The 14,777-nt window shown below is 73.9% G+C and carries 13 protein-coding genes; 7 read left to right on the top strand and 6 right to left on the bottom strand.

The features are described from left to right. The first annotated feature begins 4 nt into the window (after positions 1–4). Complete coding sequence (locus tag OIE51_RS04850; protein ID WP_326595773.1) at positions 5–1,018, top strand: adenylate/guanylate cyclase domain-containing protein; 1,014 nt, start codon at positions 5–7, stop codon at positions 1,016–1,018. 138 nt (positions 1,019–1,156) lie between these two features. Here OIE51_RS04850 and OIE51_RS04845 read toward each other — a convergent pair whose 3' ends face one another. Continuing rightward, the gene (locus OIE51_RS04845) at positions 1,157–2,986 is read right to left on the bottom strand and encodes a glycoside hydrolase family 15 protein (protein ID WP_326595772.1); all 1,830 of its coding nucleotides are present in this window, start codon (positions 2,984–2,986) and stop codon (positions 1,157–1,159) included. Positions 2,987–3,023: 37 nt separating this feature from the next. After that, positions 3,024–3,362: a DUF427 domain-containing protein gene (locus OIE51_RS04840; protein ID WP_326595771.1), complete on the bottom strand. Its 339-nt coding sequence runs from the start codon at positions 3,360–3,362 to the stop codon at positions 3,024–3,026. Positions 3,363–3,683: 321 nt separating this feature from the next. On the opposite strand from OIE51_RS04840, the gene OIE51_RS04835 reads away from it, so the two are divergent. From OIE51_RS04835 to OIE51_RS04810, 6 genes are all read left to right on the top strand, one after another. Beyond that, positions 3,684–4,241 carry an Rv1733c family protein gene (locus OIE51_RS04835; RefSeq protein WP_326595770.1) on the top strand — a complete coding sequence of 186 codons (558 nt, stop codon included), beginning with the start codon at positions 3,684–3,686 and terminating at the stop codon, positions 4,239–4,241. Between the two features lie 431 nt (positions 4,242–4,672). Next, positions 4,673–4,912: a hypothetical protein gene (locus OIE51_RS04830; RefSeq protein ID WP_326595768.1), complete on the top strand. Its 240-nt coding sequence runs from the start codon at positions 4,673–4,675 to the stop codon at positions 4,910–4,912. Positions 4,913–4,923: 11 nt separating this feature from the next. Beyond that, positions 4,924–6,699 (top strand): DUF6895 family protein, encoded by a 1,776-nt coding sequence (locus OIE51_RS04825; RefSeq protein WP_326595767.1) that lies wholly within the window; start codon positions 4,924–4,926, stop codon positions 6,697–6,699. After that, positions 6,696–7,736: a serine hydrolase domain-containing protein gene (locus OIE51_RS04820; protein WP_326595766.1), complete on the top strand. Its 1,041-nt coding sequence runs from the start codon at positions 6,696–6,698 to the stop codon at positions 7,734–7,736. Before OIE51_RS04825 ends, OIE51_RS04820 begins: the two co-directional genes overlap by 4 nt. Positions 7,737–8,516: 780 nt before the next feature. Then, positions 8,517–9,566: a helix-turn-helix domain-containing protein gene (locus OIE51_RS04815; RefSeq protein WP_326595765.1), complete on the top strand. Its 1,050-nt coding sequence runs from the start codon at positions 8,517–8,519 to the stop codon at positions 9,564–9,566. A gap of 41 nt (positions 9,567–9,607) precedes the next feature. Continuing rightward, the gene (locus tag OIE51_RS04810; RefSeq protein WP_326595764.1) at positions 9,608–10,027 is read left to right on the top strand and encodes a hypothetical protein; all 420 of its coding nucleotides are present in this window, start codon (positions 9,608–9,610) and stop codon (positions 10,025–10,027) included. A gap of 117 nt (positions 10,028–10,144) precedes the next feature. Here the strand turns inward: OIE51_RS04810 and OIE51_RS04805 are convergent, their stop codons facing one another. From OIE51_RS04805 to OIE51_RS04790, 4 genes are all read right to left on the bottom strand, one after another. After that, positions 10,145–11,230, bottom strand: a complete 1,086-nt coding sequence (locus OIE51_RS04805) for a lipase family protein (RefSeq protein WP_326595763.1) — start codon at positions 11,228–11,230, stop codon at positions 10,145–10,147. A gap of 317 nt (positions 11,231–11,547) precedes the next feature. Then, on the bottom strand, positions 11,548–12,609 hold the full coding sequence (locus tag OIE51_RS04800; protein WP_326595762.1) for a methyltransferase domain-containing protein: 1,062 nt from the start codon (positions 12,607–12,609) through the stop codon (positions 11,548–11,550). 89 nt (positions 12,610–12,698) lie between these two features. Further along, positions 12,699–13,868, bottom strand: a complete 1,170-nt coding sequence (locus tag OIE51_RS04795; RefSeq protein ID WP_326595761.1) for a glycosyltransferase — start codon at positions 13,866–13,868, stop codon at positions 12,699–12,701. Continuing rightward, positions 13,865–14,776 (bottom strand): alpha/beta fold hydrolase, encoded by a 912-nt coding sequence (locus tag OIE51_RS04790; RefSeq protein WP_326595760.1) that lies wholly within the window; start codon positions 14,774–14,776, stop codon positions 13,865–13,867. Before OIE51_RS04790 ends, OIE51_RS04795 begins: the two co-directional genes overlap by 4 nt. Position 14,777: the final 1 nt, after the last annotated feature.

The following is a 14,777-nucleotide window of genomic DNA, read 5'->3' as shown; positions in this document are numbered from 1 at the left end:
GCCCATGGAGCAGGAGCCGATCGAACGAGACGGACCCGGCGAGCCCGGGATCGAGGAGGCCCTGCTCGGCGGCGAGCGCAAGTACACCAGAAAGCAGGTCGCGGACCTGGCCGACGTTCCGCTGGAGCGCGTCCACCGGCTGTGGCGCGCGCTGGGCTTCGCCGCCGCGGACGACGACGACATCATCTTCACGGACGCCGACGTGGAGGCCGCCAGGATGGGCTATGCCTTCGTCGGCTCCGGTCTGATCGACCAGGAGCTGGACGCGGCCATGACCCGCGCCCTGGGACACTTCCTGTCCCGGCTGGCCGAGTGGCAGGTCCAGGTGGTGTGGGACTGGCTGGTCAAGCAGGAGGGCATGAACGTCGACGAGTTCGACATCGCGCGCGTCGTCGAGGCCACCATGCCGACCATGGAACGCCTCCAGAACTACGTGTGGCGCCGCCACCTCGTCGCCTTCGCGGGGCGCGCGGTGACCCTCGAGGCCGGGGTGGAGGCGGAGGAGCGCACCCAGATCATCGGCTTCGTCGACATGGTCGGCTACACGCGGCTGACGCGGCAGACCGACGAGCACACCCTCATCGACCTGCTGGAGCGGTTCGAGGCGCTGGCGGCCGACACCATCTCCGGACACCACGGCCGGATCGTGAAGATGATCGGCGATGAAGTCCTCTTCGTCGCCGACACGCCCGACGACGCGGTCGCGATCGCCTTCGACCTCGGCGAGCGCGCGCGGCTGGACGACAGCATCCCCGAGCTGCGCACCGGCCTCGCCCTGGGCCGCGTGCTGCACCGGCTCGGCGACGTGTTCGGCGAGACGGTGAACATAGCCGCCCGGCTCACCTCCATCGCGCGCCCGGACACCATCCTGATCGACGCCAACCTCGCCGGACGGATCCGCGCCGATCGCGCGTACGAGCTCCGCTCCCTGCGCGCGTCCGTGCGCGGCTACAGCCGTCTGCGGGCCTACGCCCTGCGCCGCCGCGAGAACGGCCGCCCCTCCACCCGGCACCACTGACACCGGGCCCCGCTCCCGCGCGGCGTCCGGGCGTTCCCGTGCCGAGCCGCGCGCGACGCGGCACCGCGGCCTGGGGATGACCCCCCGGACGAAGTCCGGCGGAGCGTCGTGGCCCCGCGAAGCCCCGAAAGACACGACCTAACGGCGGGTCGCCTCCGCGCGGGCGATCGACCAGGCCGCGTTGACCAGGCCGACGTGGCTGAACGCCTGGGGGAAGTTGCCCATCGGGCGGCCCGAGGCGGGGTCGGTCTGCTCCGCCAGCAGGCCGAGGTCGTTGGCGTGGTCCGCCGCGCGGGCGAACGTGGCGCGGGCCGCGTCCACGCGGCCCGCCATCGCCTGGGCCTGGGCCAGCCAGAACGTGCACAGCAGGAAGCTGCCCTCGCCGCCCGCCAGGCCGTCCACCCCGGTCGCCGTGCGGTAGCGGTGGACCATGCCCCGGCTGTCGGTCAGCCCCGCCGTGATCGCGTCGAGCGTGGACAGCACGCGCGGGTCGTCGGCCGGCAGGAAGCCGGTGATCGGCAGCGTCAGCGCGCAGGCGTCCAGCTCGGTGCCGCCGAAGGACTGGGTGAACGCCCCCGCCTCGTCGCTCCAGCCCTCCGTCAGGATCGCGGCCTGGATCTCCGCCGCGACGCGCAGCCAGCGCTCCACCCGATCGGCCGCCACGTCGAGCCGGCCGGCCAGGGACACCGCCCGGTCCAGGGCGACCCAGCACATCAGCTTCGAGTACACGAAGTGCCGCGGCTCGCCCCTGATCTCCCAGATGCCGTGGTCCGGCCGGTGCCAGACGTCGATGGCCGCGTCGGCCAGGTCCGGCAGGAACCGGCGCAGCGCCGTGCCGCCCGCGTCGAGCCAGTTCTCGAAGCGGGACGCGGTGCTCAGGATCTCGCCGTAGACGTCGTGCTGGATCTGGTTCCAGGCGTCGTTCCCGATCCGCACCGGGCGGCTGTCGCGCCAGCCCGCCAGGTGCGGCATGTCCCGCTCGGCCAAGTCGTGTTCACCGCCGATGCCGTACATGATCTGGAGCCGGGAACGGGCTCCGGAGACCGCCGCGGCGGCTGAGGTGAGGAACGCGAAGAACTCGTCCGCCTCGTCCGGGCAGGCGGCCACCCACAGCGCGTCCATGGTGAACGACGAGTCCCGTACCCAGGCGTAGCGGTAGTCCCAGTTCCGCTCGCCGCCCGGCTCCTCGGGCAGCGAGGTGGTGACGGCGGCGACGATCGCGCCGGTCGGCTGGTAGGACAGCGCTTGGAGGACCCGGCCCGAGTGGTGCACCAGCTCGCTGAAGGGCCCGTCGTAGGTGCGGTGCGCGTCGGACCAGGCCCGCCAGGTGCGGATCGTGGCCGCCAGCTGGTCCGCGACCTCCGCCGCCGGGTGGACGTCCGGGAACGGCCCCGACAGCGACCCCCAGTGCAGCGCGAAGTCCAGTCCCTGCCCGGCCCGCAGCACGGCCGTGCCGGTCGCCGCCTCGTCGCCGGGCGTCAGCGGCACCGGCGAGGTCAGGGCGAGAACGGTGGCCCCGCCGCGCGCCATGAGCCCGCCGTCGACCGGCAGGAGCAGCGGCCGGACCAGCCCGTACTCCGGGCGCGGCCGGAAGTCCACCGCCATCTCGACGGTGCCCTCAGCGCAGGCCGCCCGGCGCACCAGCAGGTGCGGGGCGGCCGAGCCGAGCCGGTGCGGGTCCTCGTCCGGGCCGGTCGCCAGCGCGTCGGTGAGGACCAGGGTGCCGGTGTCCGTGCGGAACTCGGTGCGCAGCACCAGCGTGCCGTCCAGATACCGGCGGGAGATCCGGGCCGGGGCCGTCGGCCGGATCGACCAGTGGCCCGCTCCCTCGTCCAGCAGCGCCGCGAAGACCGCCGGGCTGTCGAAGCGCGGGAAACACAGCCAGTCCACGGCGCCCTCCCTGCTGACCAGGGCGGCGCTGTGGCGGTCGGACAGGAGTCCGTAGTCCCCGATGGATGTGTTCGCCATCCGGGTCACCGTAACGCGGCCCGGCGGGCACCGCCCGTCAGACGTCCTCGGGCTCGCCCTCGACCACGACGCCGCGCCAGAACGCGATGTGGCCGGTGATCCGCCGCGCCTCGGGCAGCGGCTCGGGGTAGTACCAGGCCGCGTCGGGGTTGGTCTCGCCGTCCACCTGGAGGGTCAGATAGTGGGCGGTGCCCTTCCACGAACAGACGGACGTGGAGTCGCTGTCCGCCACGTAGTCCCGGTTCACCGCCTCCGGCGGGAAGTAGTGATTGCCCTCGACCATGACCGTGCGCGGTGATTCCGCGACCACCGCGCCGTTCCACAGAGCCCGCACCATGATGCCGATCGACCTCGTCTCGTCGCGTGCCGTCTCCACTCGGTGAGGGGGGAACCCGGCCGCCCGGCGGTTTCTTCCCGACTCGCTCCCGGGCCGGGGGCCGCGGGGCGTGGTCCGGGCACCGGGATCCGCATGGTCGGGACGGCCGACCCGCGCGGCGTGTCCGGCGCCAGGCCCATGGGGTGAGAGCCCGTCGTCCCGGTGGTGCCGGCCCTGGCCAACGCGGTCCGCGACGTCGCCCGGCGTCCGGTTCACCGCGCCGCCGCCGCGGCCCGACACCGTCTGGAATCGGCTTCGTTGACATGTACGGCGGCCCCATCGGGTACTCGCTTTCCCGATGTCACTGAGAGGGGCCCGGAGATGGAGCACAGGGTGCGGCTGTGGCGCTGGCGGCGCAATCCCCTTCGGCGCCGGTGCGACGTCGCGGAGGCGTGGATCGGCCTGCTGACCGGCGTGGTGATGGCGGTCGGCGCCCCGGTGGCGGGCGCGGCGGCGCTCACCGGAGGCACCGAGGCCATGCTGGACGACGCCCGGGAGGCGCGGCGTGCCACGGCCGTGGTGGCCGCCGCCTACGAGGCGGTGACGCCGAGCGGCGTCGGGCCGCTGGGCACCGTCCGGTGGACGGAGCCGGACGGGACGGTCGGAACCGGCATGACGCGGCTGGCCCCCGGTGCTGAGCCGGGCACGCGGATGACCGTCTGGCTCGATGAGGGTGGCGCGCTGCGCGGCGCGCCCCCGTCCCCGGCGGTGGCCCGGACCAGTGGCGTCCTGCTCGGGGCAGGCGCGGCGGGCGGCGTCTGCCTGCTCGCCCTTGGCGTGCGCGGCGGCGCCCGCGGCCGCCTGGACGCGGGCCGCGCGGCGCGGTGGGAACGCGAATGGGCCAAGATCGCGCCCCGCTGGAGCGGCCACGCCCTGTGAGGCGCCGCGTTGTGTGAGGCGCCACGCTCTGTGAGGCGCCACGCCCTGTGAGGGGCCGCCCGACGACCGGCCGTGGCCGGAGCGGGCGCGGGTGCCGCGCTCGCCACCGCCTCGGTCATCGGCTGTGGCGTGGTCGGCGGCGGACCCGACCTGGAACGGGTGGCCGTCGTCCCCCGAGGGGCGGCGCCCGGGGGGCCGCTGGTGGTCGTTCGCCATGGTCACCGCCGTGCGGTGCTGTCCGGGCCGACCCCCGACGCGATCAAAGGATAGGGAAATAGCACCTTGCGGCTGAATGGTCACTTGGAATCGTATGCGTGCGAATTCAGTCTGTTGAGCGCCAATAGCATAAAAAGGGCATCTACCTGGATTGCTGCTGCTTAAGGTGGGAAAAGGGAAATCAAATACGCTCGGCGAGAAATGAGGTATTTGTCGTGAAGAATGACGCTCTGTCGGTCGTCCCCTCCACAGGGGACGCCGAGACGGTTCGGGCGCTGGTCGCCGAGGGCGAGACGTCCCAGAACCTCGGCGCCGGTGGCGCCCAGGCATCGGGGGGCGCGCGGTTCACCCTGGCGCTCGCCGGGCTGCTGTCGTCGAACCCGAAGAAGGAGGAGCCGATCGAGGACGCCTTCGGCGGCATGGTGCGGGAGCTGACCTACCCGGCTGCCTGCTAAGGAGCCAGTGGATGTCTGTCGCGCGTCAGGCGGCGCCGCGCCCGGTCGAACCGACCGTCTCGGCGCTGGCCTCCGAGCTCGTCGGCGCGCTGCGGCACAGCGGCGGGGGCTTCTCCCTACGGGCCTGTGCCGCGGTCGCCGCTGAGCCGGTGGGGGCATTGGGCGCGGTGCGGGGCCTGGGTGCGGATGCCCTGGCCCTGTTCCTCCTCGTCGGCCACCCGCTCACGGAAGACGACGCCGCCGTCCTGCGGGCGGCCGTGGTGGCCTTCCCGGCACCGCCGCCCGGGGCGGAGGACGGCGCCCTGTGGGCGGCCCGCGACGCCGTCCTGGTCCGCGTGCTGGCCGCGCTGGGCGTGACCGCGGAGGGCTGGGGAGGGCTGGCGCCCGCCCGCGCCGATCCCGAGCCGGAGGAGGGGCCGGACGCGGGAGCGGCGGAGGAGTGGCCCGGCTTCGCGGCCGGACCTGGCGCTGCCGGCGTCGCTCGCCCTGCCAGGGCGGCCCGCGACGCCGCCTTGGTCCGCGTGCTGGCCGCGCTGGGCGTGACCGCGGAGGGCTGGGGAGGGCTGGCGCCCGCCCGCGCCGATCCCGAGCCGGAGGAGGGGCCGGACGCGGGAGCGGCGGAGGAGTGGCCCGGCTTCGCGGCCGGACCTGGTGCGGGCGATGCCGCGCCGCGACCACCTCAGCGCGGCGCGGCTGGCGCGCTGGCTGGCGCTCGACGCCCACCGCGCTCCCGAGCCGTTGCCGGCCACCGCCCTGGACCACGTCGCCGCGCTCGCGGTGGACCGGCCCCGGGTGCTGTTCGAGCTCGCCGTGGCACGGCGGCTGTTGACGACGGGAAGCGAGGCGTGGTGATGGACGCCGCGACGATCCGACTGGCCCAGCAGGTCACCGACCGGGCCATGGCCTGGCTGTCCGGGATGCGCTCCTCCTTCGCCTTCCCGCGCGACGTGGCGGACCACGAGGTCAGAGGTGAGGCGCTGAAGTCCCTGAGCGAGCTGGCGCTGGCCGTGGGCCTGCTGCTGCGCGCGGCGGTGGCCGGGCCGGACAGCGCGCGGTCCGCCCAGGAGCTGCTGGACTTCGCCTGGCGGGAGTTCCGCGAGGGCGAGCTGCTGTACGAGCTCCAGCGCTACACCCCGGCGGCGACCTATCCCTGGGAGATCTACGGGCAGTTCGCCACGGCGGGCTACCGTCACCCCCGGCTGGAGGAGCTGGCGCTCCCTCTGGACGGCCTGCGCGCCGCGCGGTTCACCGAGCACGTGCCGAACCGCCGGCTGGGCGTTCTCGCGGCCCGGCGCAGGCTGGGCCTGCCGGACCCGCCCGACGTGGCGGACCAGATCGGCCGGACGTGGCTGGGCGGTATGCCCGAGCCGTGGATGCTGGACGCGAGCAACGCGTACGGCGTCACCCACACCGTCTTCCACCTCACCGACTGGGGCGCCGACCCCGCCGGGCTGCCGGCCGGGCTCCAGGAGTATCTGGTGCGGTGGCTGCCGGTCTGGGTGGACGTCTTCACCGAGACCAGGACCTGGGACCTGCTCGGCGAGTTCCTGATGGTCGACATGTGCCTGGCCCGCCCCCATTTCCACGCCGCGGCCTGGGAGCGGTTCGCCGCCGCCCAGCGCGTCGACGGCATGGTGCCCAACGGCGTCACCCGCCCGCCGGACGATCCGGTGCTGGCGTTCGCCAACCACCACCATCCGACGATCGTGGCGGTCGTCGCCGGGACCCTCACGGTTTCCCGCGCACTCGACCCGGCGTCGCACGGCGAGCGGGGGCGCCCCGCATGAGCGAGGAGCTCCGGGCCGAGCTGTGGACGGTCATGGCCGAGCTGCTGGACGATCCGGCCATCCCCGGCGCGGTGGCCGTGATGGTCCGGGGCCCGGACCGGGCGGTGCTCGCGGCCGGTCGGTCGGCCAGGGGCGTGGGGGCGCCCGCGGTGGGCACGGACACGCCGTTCGCGCTGGGTTCCGTCACCAAGACGTTCACCGCGCTGCTGCTGGCCGAGCTGGCGGCCCGGGGCGACGTACGCTACGCCGATCCGATCGAGAGCTACCTGCCCGCGGGCGCCGCGCCCCGCCGCGGCGGTGGGCCGCCCATCACCCTGCTGGACCTGGCCACCCACAGCGGCGGCCTGCCCCACCTGCCGCGCAATGTCTACCGGCGCGGCCTGCGGCACTGGCTGGCCGACCCCTACGCGCGGTACCGGGCCGAGGACCTCTACCGCGCCACCGCCCGGCTGCGCTCCCGGCGGCGCACCGCGCGGTACTCGACGTTCGGCATGGGCCTGCTCGGCACCCTGCTCGCCAACGCCGCCGGCACCGACTACGTCACGCTCGTCACCGAACGGGTGCTCACGCCCCTGGGGATGCGCCACACCGGCGTGCCCGGCACCGCCGCCCTGGCGGCGGCGGAGCCCGCCACCGGACACCGGCGTGGCCGTCCCGTCCCGCACTGGACTCTCGACGCCCTTGCCGGGGCCGGCGCCCTCTACACCACGGGCGCCGACCTGCTGCGCTATCTGCTGGCCCACCTCGCGCCGGAGCGGACCCCGCTGGCCGCCGCCCTCGACGCCGTGCGGCGGCCCCACCAGCGGTACGAGGACGGGGACAACGACGTCTGCCTGGCCTGGACCCACCGCGTCGTCGGCTCGCGAGCGCTGCTGTGGCACACCGGGGGCACCGGGGGTTTCACCGCGTTCGCGGGCTTCGGCCCGGACGCGGCGGCGGGCGCCGCCGTGCTGGCCAACGCGGGCCCGACCAGGGCGGAGCCCGTGCTGAGGGCGGGCCGCCGACTGCTGCGCCGGGCCGTCTTCCCGGACCGTTGAGACCCCGGACGGTGGGCGTCACGCCGTCGACCGCTGACCGGAGTTGGCCAAGTGATGACCGTTTATGACAGCGCGATGTGCGGCGTTGAGGGGATTCGTCGCGAGGGTGGCCCCATCATCCCGATTACATCTCGTAATGCTGGCGTGCCACAGGGTTGGCGGGGTAGCGTCCCCGGCAGACGAAGGAACCCGGCCGGTATGGCAGCCAAGACGCCGGGCTCCTCCGACAGTTACCAGCTCACGATCCCAAGGAGGGGCTTATGCCTCCTGACCGTTTGCCGTCGGATCCGCGTGATCCGTTTCTCAACGGGTCACCGTCCTCGCGTGACGGTAGCATCCCGCGCCTCCCGGCGTTTCAAACCCTTCCCGCCCGTGCCAGGACGGGCAACAGCCGCTCGGCGCCGCTCCTCGCCCCGCTCGCCCGGCCTTCGGTGCCCCGCGTCCGCGTGCCGATGGCCGTCGCGGTGGTCGGCGCGGGCCTCATGAGGGAAGTCGCCCGAGGGCCCCGCGTCCGATATCGCCGGACTCGTCCCGACTGAGCCTGATCGTCGGCCGGGGCGGCTCCCCGCCGCCCCGGCGCACACCCCGGGAGCGTGCCCGCGCCGCGCCGCGCGCCGCGCGCCCCATACCCGCCCGGGGTTTCGCCCGGATTCCGGGCCAGTCCTGTGCCGCCTCGCGACGAAACCGGCGAGACGGCATCACCACATCCGGGGCTCCCCCCGATGTCCGCCGAGCAGAGGCAGTATGACCCGCTGCAAGAACTCGAAGTGCCGTAAACCCGTGGAGCAGAACCGCTCGGGGCGGCCCAAGGAGTACTGCGACAAACGGTGCCGCGACGCGGCCTACCGGGCCTCCCGCGCCAAGTCCTCCCCGGACGCCGAACGGTACTCCCAGTATGTCCGCGAGCTCTCCGAGGAGCTGGCCCGCCTCACCGACCGTCTGGTGAAGGCCGCCCACACCGACGACGCCACCGGCGACCTGCCGCTGCGCGTCCTGCGCCTGGCGGCGGAAGTCGAACGCGGCCTGAGCGACGTCCGGTTCGCCGCCGTCCAGCAGGCCCGCACCCGCAAGGTCCGGGCCGCCGAGATCGCCGGGGCGATGAGCGTCACCCCGGTCAAGCTCCGCACCGACTGGTCGGCGCACGCCGCCGAGCGGCGCATGCAGCACCGGATGAGCCCCAGCGCCCGCGCCGACGGCGCCCGGCAGGACGACGCGGACGGCCAGCCCGGCGCGGGCTGGTCGACCGGCCCCGTCTTCGTCCCCCGGCAGCGACGGCCCGACCCGACCGGTCAGGACCCCGGGCCCGCGCCCGAGCCGGACACGCTGGCCCGCGCCCTGACCACGCTGCAGCGCCTCAGCGGGCGCACCCTGCGGGAGCTCGGCAAGAAGGCCGGCGTCTCCGCCTCCTACGTGTCCCGCGTGCTGGCCGGCAAACGCCGCCCCTCGTGGCGGCTGGCCCAGTGCCTGGCCGAGGCGTGCGGCGGCGACCCGGCCGACATCCTCCCGCTGTGGAAGGCCGCCCGCGGCCTCGCCGCGCGCCCCGCCGGGCCCGACACCCTGCACGCCGCGCTGCGCGGCCTCCACCTCGCGGCGCAGCGGCCCGCGCCGGAGCTGATCCACACGGCCAGCCACGGGCTGCTCAGCACGGACGACATCAACAGCCTGCTGAACGGCCGCCGCACCCCCGACTGGCCCACGGTCGACCGCTTCGTGCACGCCCTGGGCGGCCAGCCCGAGGCGTTCCTCCCGCTGTGGCACGCCGCCCGCCCCCCCATGGCGACGCCCGCCCAAGCCGGCACCGGCCACTACCCGGCCGCCGCGTTCGGCTAGGGCACGTCCGCAGTCCTCCCCCGGAGCCGAAAGTCACCACCATGCGCGCATCCACGCCCCACGAGGGCCTGACCGCCCGCCGACTGCCGCCCGACCGCGAGGCGTTCGTCGCCCTGCACCACGGGCACTACCTGAGCTACGCCCGCCTGCACCTGCCCGCCCCGGCCGCCGAGGCGGTCGTCGGCGCCGTCTTCGACCACCTCTTCCGGTGCTGGCGGCGCTTCCTCAGCTCCCCCAACCCCGCGTCCCACGCCTGGTGTCTGCTCACCGACCGGATCCGCGACGAGGCCGACCGGCCCTGCCCGGCCCTCAGCCCGGCCCAGTACGACGCCTACGCGCTGCACCACCTGCTGGGCTACCAGCCGGCCGACGTGGCCACGGCGATGGGGGAGGAGGAGGACACCGTCCGCTTCCTGCTGCGCAGTCCCGGGGTGCGCGGGCTGCTGACCGGTCCCCCCTGACAACACGCCCGGATAACACGCCCTGAGAACACGCCCTGAGAACACGCCCGGACAAGCGGACCGCCCCCGTCCCCGGCGGTGCCGGGGACGAGGGCGGCGTGGGTGCCCGGAAGGTGGTCAGCAGGTGGTGGTGGCGGGGGTGCCGGCCAGCCGCTCGGCGATGAACTCCGCGGCCTCGTCGTTGCCCAGCCCGATTCCGTCGGTGTGCAGGCCCCCGGACTCGTACTGGGTCCAGGACAGTTCCACACCCTGGTCGCAGTACTCGTCGCGCAGGGTCCGGCCCTGGGAGAAATCGACGATGTCGTCGTCCACGACGTGGTACTGGAAGACGGGCACCTCGATCGGGGCCCCGCCGAGACGGTTCTCGCCCAGACGGCCCTGCCACGAGTCGTCCAGCACCGGGACGGTCGTCATGTAGTCCTGGAGCGTCTTGCCGATGTAGTCGTTCAGCAGCTCCACGGTGCAGGAGTTCTCCGACATCTCGGCGTACATGGCGCGACCCTCGTCGGTGAGCGAGGCGTCCAGGTCGAGCTCCGGGTACGCCTGGTCCAGGCCGAGCAGCGCGTACAGCAGCACGCCCATGCCGCGCTGGCCCTCCAGCGGCAGGGCCACCTCGATCAGGTTGGCCGGCACGCCGCCGCCGACCACGCCCGTCAGGTTCAGCTCGGGGGCGTACTCGGGCTGGAGCTGACCGGCCCACATGGCGGCGGCGCCGCCCTGCGAGTAGCCGCGGAAGAAGACCGGCGCGTCGGCGGACAGGCCCGACTCGGGCAGGCGCTGGGCGGCGCGGACCGAGTTGATGACCGCCGGGCCCATCGACTGGCCGACCATGTAGGTGCTGGTCGGGTCGGCGTGGTAACCCTCGTAGTCGGTGATGGCGACCGCGTATCCGGCGCGGAGCATGTCGTTGAGCGCGCCCTGCTCGTAGAACGCGCCCTCGTTGATCATCCCGGAGGGGGCGCAGCGGGCCGCGGGCCCGTGCGTGCCGGGGGCCAGGGCGACGATCGGCACATCGGCCGGGTCGGCGTTCTTCGGCACGACGACCATGCCGGTCACGGCGACCGGCTCGCCGAGCGCGTCGGTGGACAGGTACATCACCTGCCAGGCGTCGCCCAGCGACTGGGCGGTCGGCCCGCCGGCCTTGGCCGGGCGCGAGCGGATGAGGTCGCCGGGCTCGCCCTCGGGGAGCGGACTCGGCGGCACGTAGAAGTCGTCCTCAGCGACGGGCGGTGGTGCCTCGCCGGGTGCCCCCGCCGCTACCGGACCAGCGCCGGCGAACAGGAGCAGAATGGCCGCGGCCGGAGCCAGGATCCGTTTTCCCGGCCGACGGCGGGACAACATAGCAAGCACTGAAGCAACCTTTCGTCCGGCCTGTCGAGTTGAGATTTCGAGCCTGCCAGGTAACACACCGGAAATCCACAGTCAACGTGTGGGGCGGGAGTTTCTTGTCAGGTCGACGCAATACCAGGAGTGGGCGTGCGCCGCGGGGGATGAATCCGCGAACCGGGTCTCGACCCGGGTCAATTGTTCCGGCGCGCGATCAGCCGGTAGGCGTTGGACAGCCGGGAGCGGCGGGCCACCGGTGCCATGAGCATCTCCACGCCGTAGAGACCGATGAACGCCGGGAGCGCGGCCACCAGCCCCGCCGAGCGCGTCGCCCGGGCCACCCGGCCGGGCGGCTCCTCCCGCCACGGCGCGTCCTCAGCGGGCAGCACGCGGTTGAGCATGTACCAGAAGCCGATGAGGAGGTCCACGGGAACGTGCGCGGTGCCGCGCTCCTCGGCGACCACCGAGAAGCCGTTGCGATTCAGCTCCTCGCGCATGTTCGCCAGCGGGATGAACTGGAGGTGCTGCGGCTGGAACCACGGCACCCACCACCGGCCCATCAGCCGGGCGGACAGCGACTGCGGGTCCGGGATCTCGATCAGCAGATGGCCGCCGGGGCGCAACGCGGTCCGCGCCGCCGCCAGTTCGGCGCGCGGGTCCAGCGTGTGCTCCAGGTAGTGGAACATACTGACCGTTTCGTAACGGCCCGCCAGCTCGTCGGCCATCTCGGTCAGCAGACCTCGGTAGGCGCGCGAGATCCGCCCGGCCTTGGCCGCCAGCTCCACCGTCTCGCCCATGTCGAGACCGTCGAATTCCGTTTCCGGAAGCATCTCCTTCGCCGTGGCACAGAAATAGCCGTAGGAGGTGCCCACGTCCAGCCAGGTGCGCGGCGCGATGTGCGGGGTCAGCGCGTCCACGCTCGCACGGTAGCGGCGGGCGCTGCCGCTACCGCGGAACATTTTCTCCCACGTTTCCGCGCCGAGGCCGTCGTAGAAATCGCGGTAGTAGAAATCGAGGCCCTCCTGATTCAGGCGGGGATTCTGGAAGACGTGTCCGCAGTCCCGGCACCGGTCCAGGGTGAACACCCCCGGCTTGCCCTGCACCCAGTCACGGGTGCGCATCCGCCGCGTCAGCGCTCCCGACTCGCACCAGGGGCAGGTGGTGCGCTTGGGCAGGAGGAACCGCTCGGTGCCGCGGGCCAGTTCGGCCTGGTAGTCGGCGCGCAGCCGCTCGGTCTCCGCAGTGCGTGTGTTCATGTGTCCTGTCTCTTCCCTCTGGGCGCGCGTGCGGCCCGTTCGGAGTCGTCGGGGGTGCTGCCGTTCGGTGGAACGGACGGGCCGGTCTCTCAGGCGTCGATCGCGAGCTTCTCCAGGTGCGCCGCCGCGGCGGGGGCGCCGCCGGCCGCGCGGAACGACTCCCCGATCCGGTGGGCCGCCGCCGCGTACACGGGGTTGTCCAGCACGGTGTCCAGCGCCGCGCCGATCGATTCCCGGTCCGCCCGCGCGAACCGGACCCGCACCCCGGCGCCCGCCTCGGTGACCTGGGTCGCGACGGCCGGCTGGTCGTCCCGGATCGGGGCCACGACCAGCGGGACGCCGTTCGACAGGGCCTCGACCACCGTGTTGTGGCCGGCGTGGCAGACGACGGCGGCGGTCCGCTCCAGCAGGGCCAGCTGCGGGACGGAGCGCGCGATCAGCACGTCGTGGTCCCGGAACGGCTCCTCGCCCAGGGCGCCGCCGGGGTCCGCGACCACCGCCCGCAGCCGCCGGGCCCGCTCGCGCACCGCCTCGACGCACTCGGACAGGAAACGGGCGCCCGCCTCCGAGTTGACCGTGCCCATGGTCAGCAGGACCACCGGCCGGTCCGGCTCCGCGTCGATCCAGTCCCAGGGGAAGCCGGGCTCGGCGGGCCGCTCGGCCAGCGCCGGGCCGACGAACGCGACCGGGCCGCCCGGGTCCGGATACGGCCCGACCAGGTCCACGGTGGTGAAGGCGATGGTGAGCAGCGGTGAGAAGCGGGGATCGTACGCGGCCCTGGTGCTCCCGATCCGCTGCCGCAGCTCGCCGAGCCGGTCCCGGATCCACTCGTCCACCTTGGGCGTCCCGGCCGCGCCCAGCAGCTCGGCCGAGGTGGTCGCCGAGGTGGCGAACCGCAGCCCGGACCGCTCGGCCACCAGCGCGCCCGCCACCGTCTGCTGGTCCACCACGGCCAGGTCCGGGTGGAACCGCGTCATCGCCTGCTCGACGCCCGGCTCCATGGCCTCGGCCAGCGGAACGAACCACTCCTCCCACAGGTGCTTCAGCGCCGCGAACCCGCGCAGCCCGGCCGGGCGCGGCTTCTCCTCCGGGGTGGCCACCGGGAACACCGGGTCCTGCCGGGTGAGCAGTCGGCCCAGCAGCCCGGGGTGTCCCGCCCACGCCACCTCGTGCCCCCGGGCGGCCAGCTCGCCGGCGACGGCCGCCGCCGGGTTGATGTGCCCGACCAGGGGGGGCACGACGAAGAGGAAACGGCTCATCGGGCAGTGCCCCTGCCGCTTCCACCCGCCGGCGGCGCGGTCACGGCGGTGTCCCCCTCATGCCCGGGGTCCGTGCCGCGCTCGTTCTCCCGCACCCACTCCAGCACCAGCTTGCCGACCGCCTCCGGGGCCTCGACCAGCACCGAGTGCTTCTGCCCCGGCACCTCGGCGACCCGCACCCGGGGCAGCAGCGACAGCAGCCAGTCCGCCTTTTCCTTCACCAGCCCGTCGCTGCCGTTGACCAGCAGCACCGGAGCGGCCAGCGAGCGCAACTGCTCGTCGGTCAGCAGCCGGCTGGCGGGGACGTCGGCGACGATGGTGGTGGACCGCATCAGCTTCGCCGCGGACATGCCCAGGCGGGCGATGTGCGCCTCGTGCTGCTTGCCGCTGCGGTTGGAGGCGTAGGTGCCGTACATGTGGACCCACCAGGCCAGCGCCTGGTCCTCCGGCAGGTTCTCCGTCGTCTGCACCAGGGCGCCGCGCATCGACTCCGCCCAGTCCGGCGTCGCCGGCCCGGACTCGATCACCAGCACGGAGGCGACACGCTCCGGGTGGTGCGCGGCGTAGTCCAGGGCGACCGTGCCACCGAAGGAGTTGCCCACGAGGTGGACCGGCTGGTCGATGCCGAGCCGGTCGAGCAGCGCGTCGAGGTCGGCGATGAAGTCCTCGATCCGGTAGCCGCTCTCCGGCCGTTCGCTGCGGCCGTGTCCCCGCAGGTCGAACATGACGGCCTCGCAGCCGCCGGCGGCCAGCGCCGGGCCCAGCGTGAAGTAGAAGCTGGCGAGGCTGTCGATGAACACCCCGTGCACGCACACGACGACGGGCGGCCGGGCGTCCGGGTCGGTCCCGCCCTTGGGCGTCAGGCGCAGCACGTTCAGCCCGACGCCGTTCACCTCCATCCTGGCCATG

The sequence above is a fragment of the Streptomyces sp. NBC_01803 genome, from assembly GCF_035917415.1.
Lineage (GTDB): Bacteria > Actinomycetota > Actinomycetes > Streptomycetales > Streptomycetaceae > Streptomyces.
The sequence above is the reverse complement of the archived record's forward strand: the minus strand, read 5'-3'. Positions and strand labels throughout refer to the sequence as shown.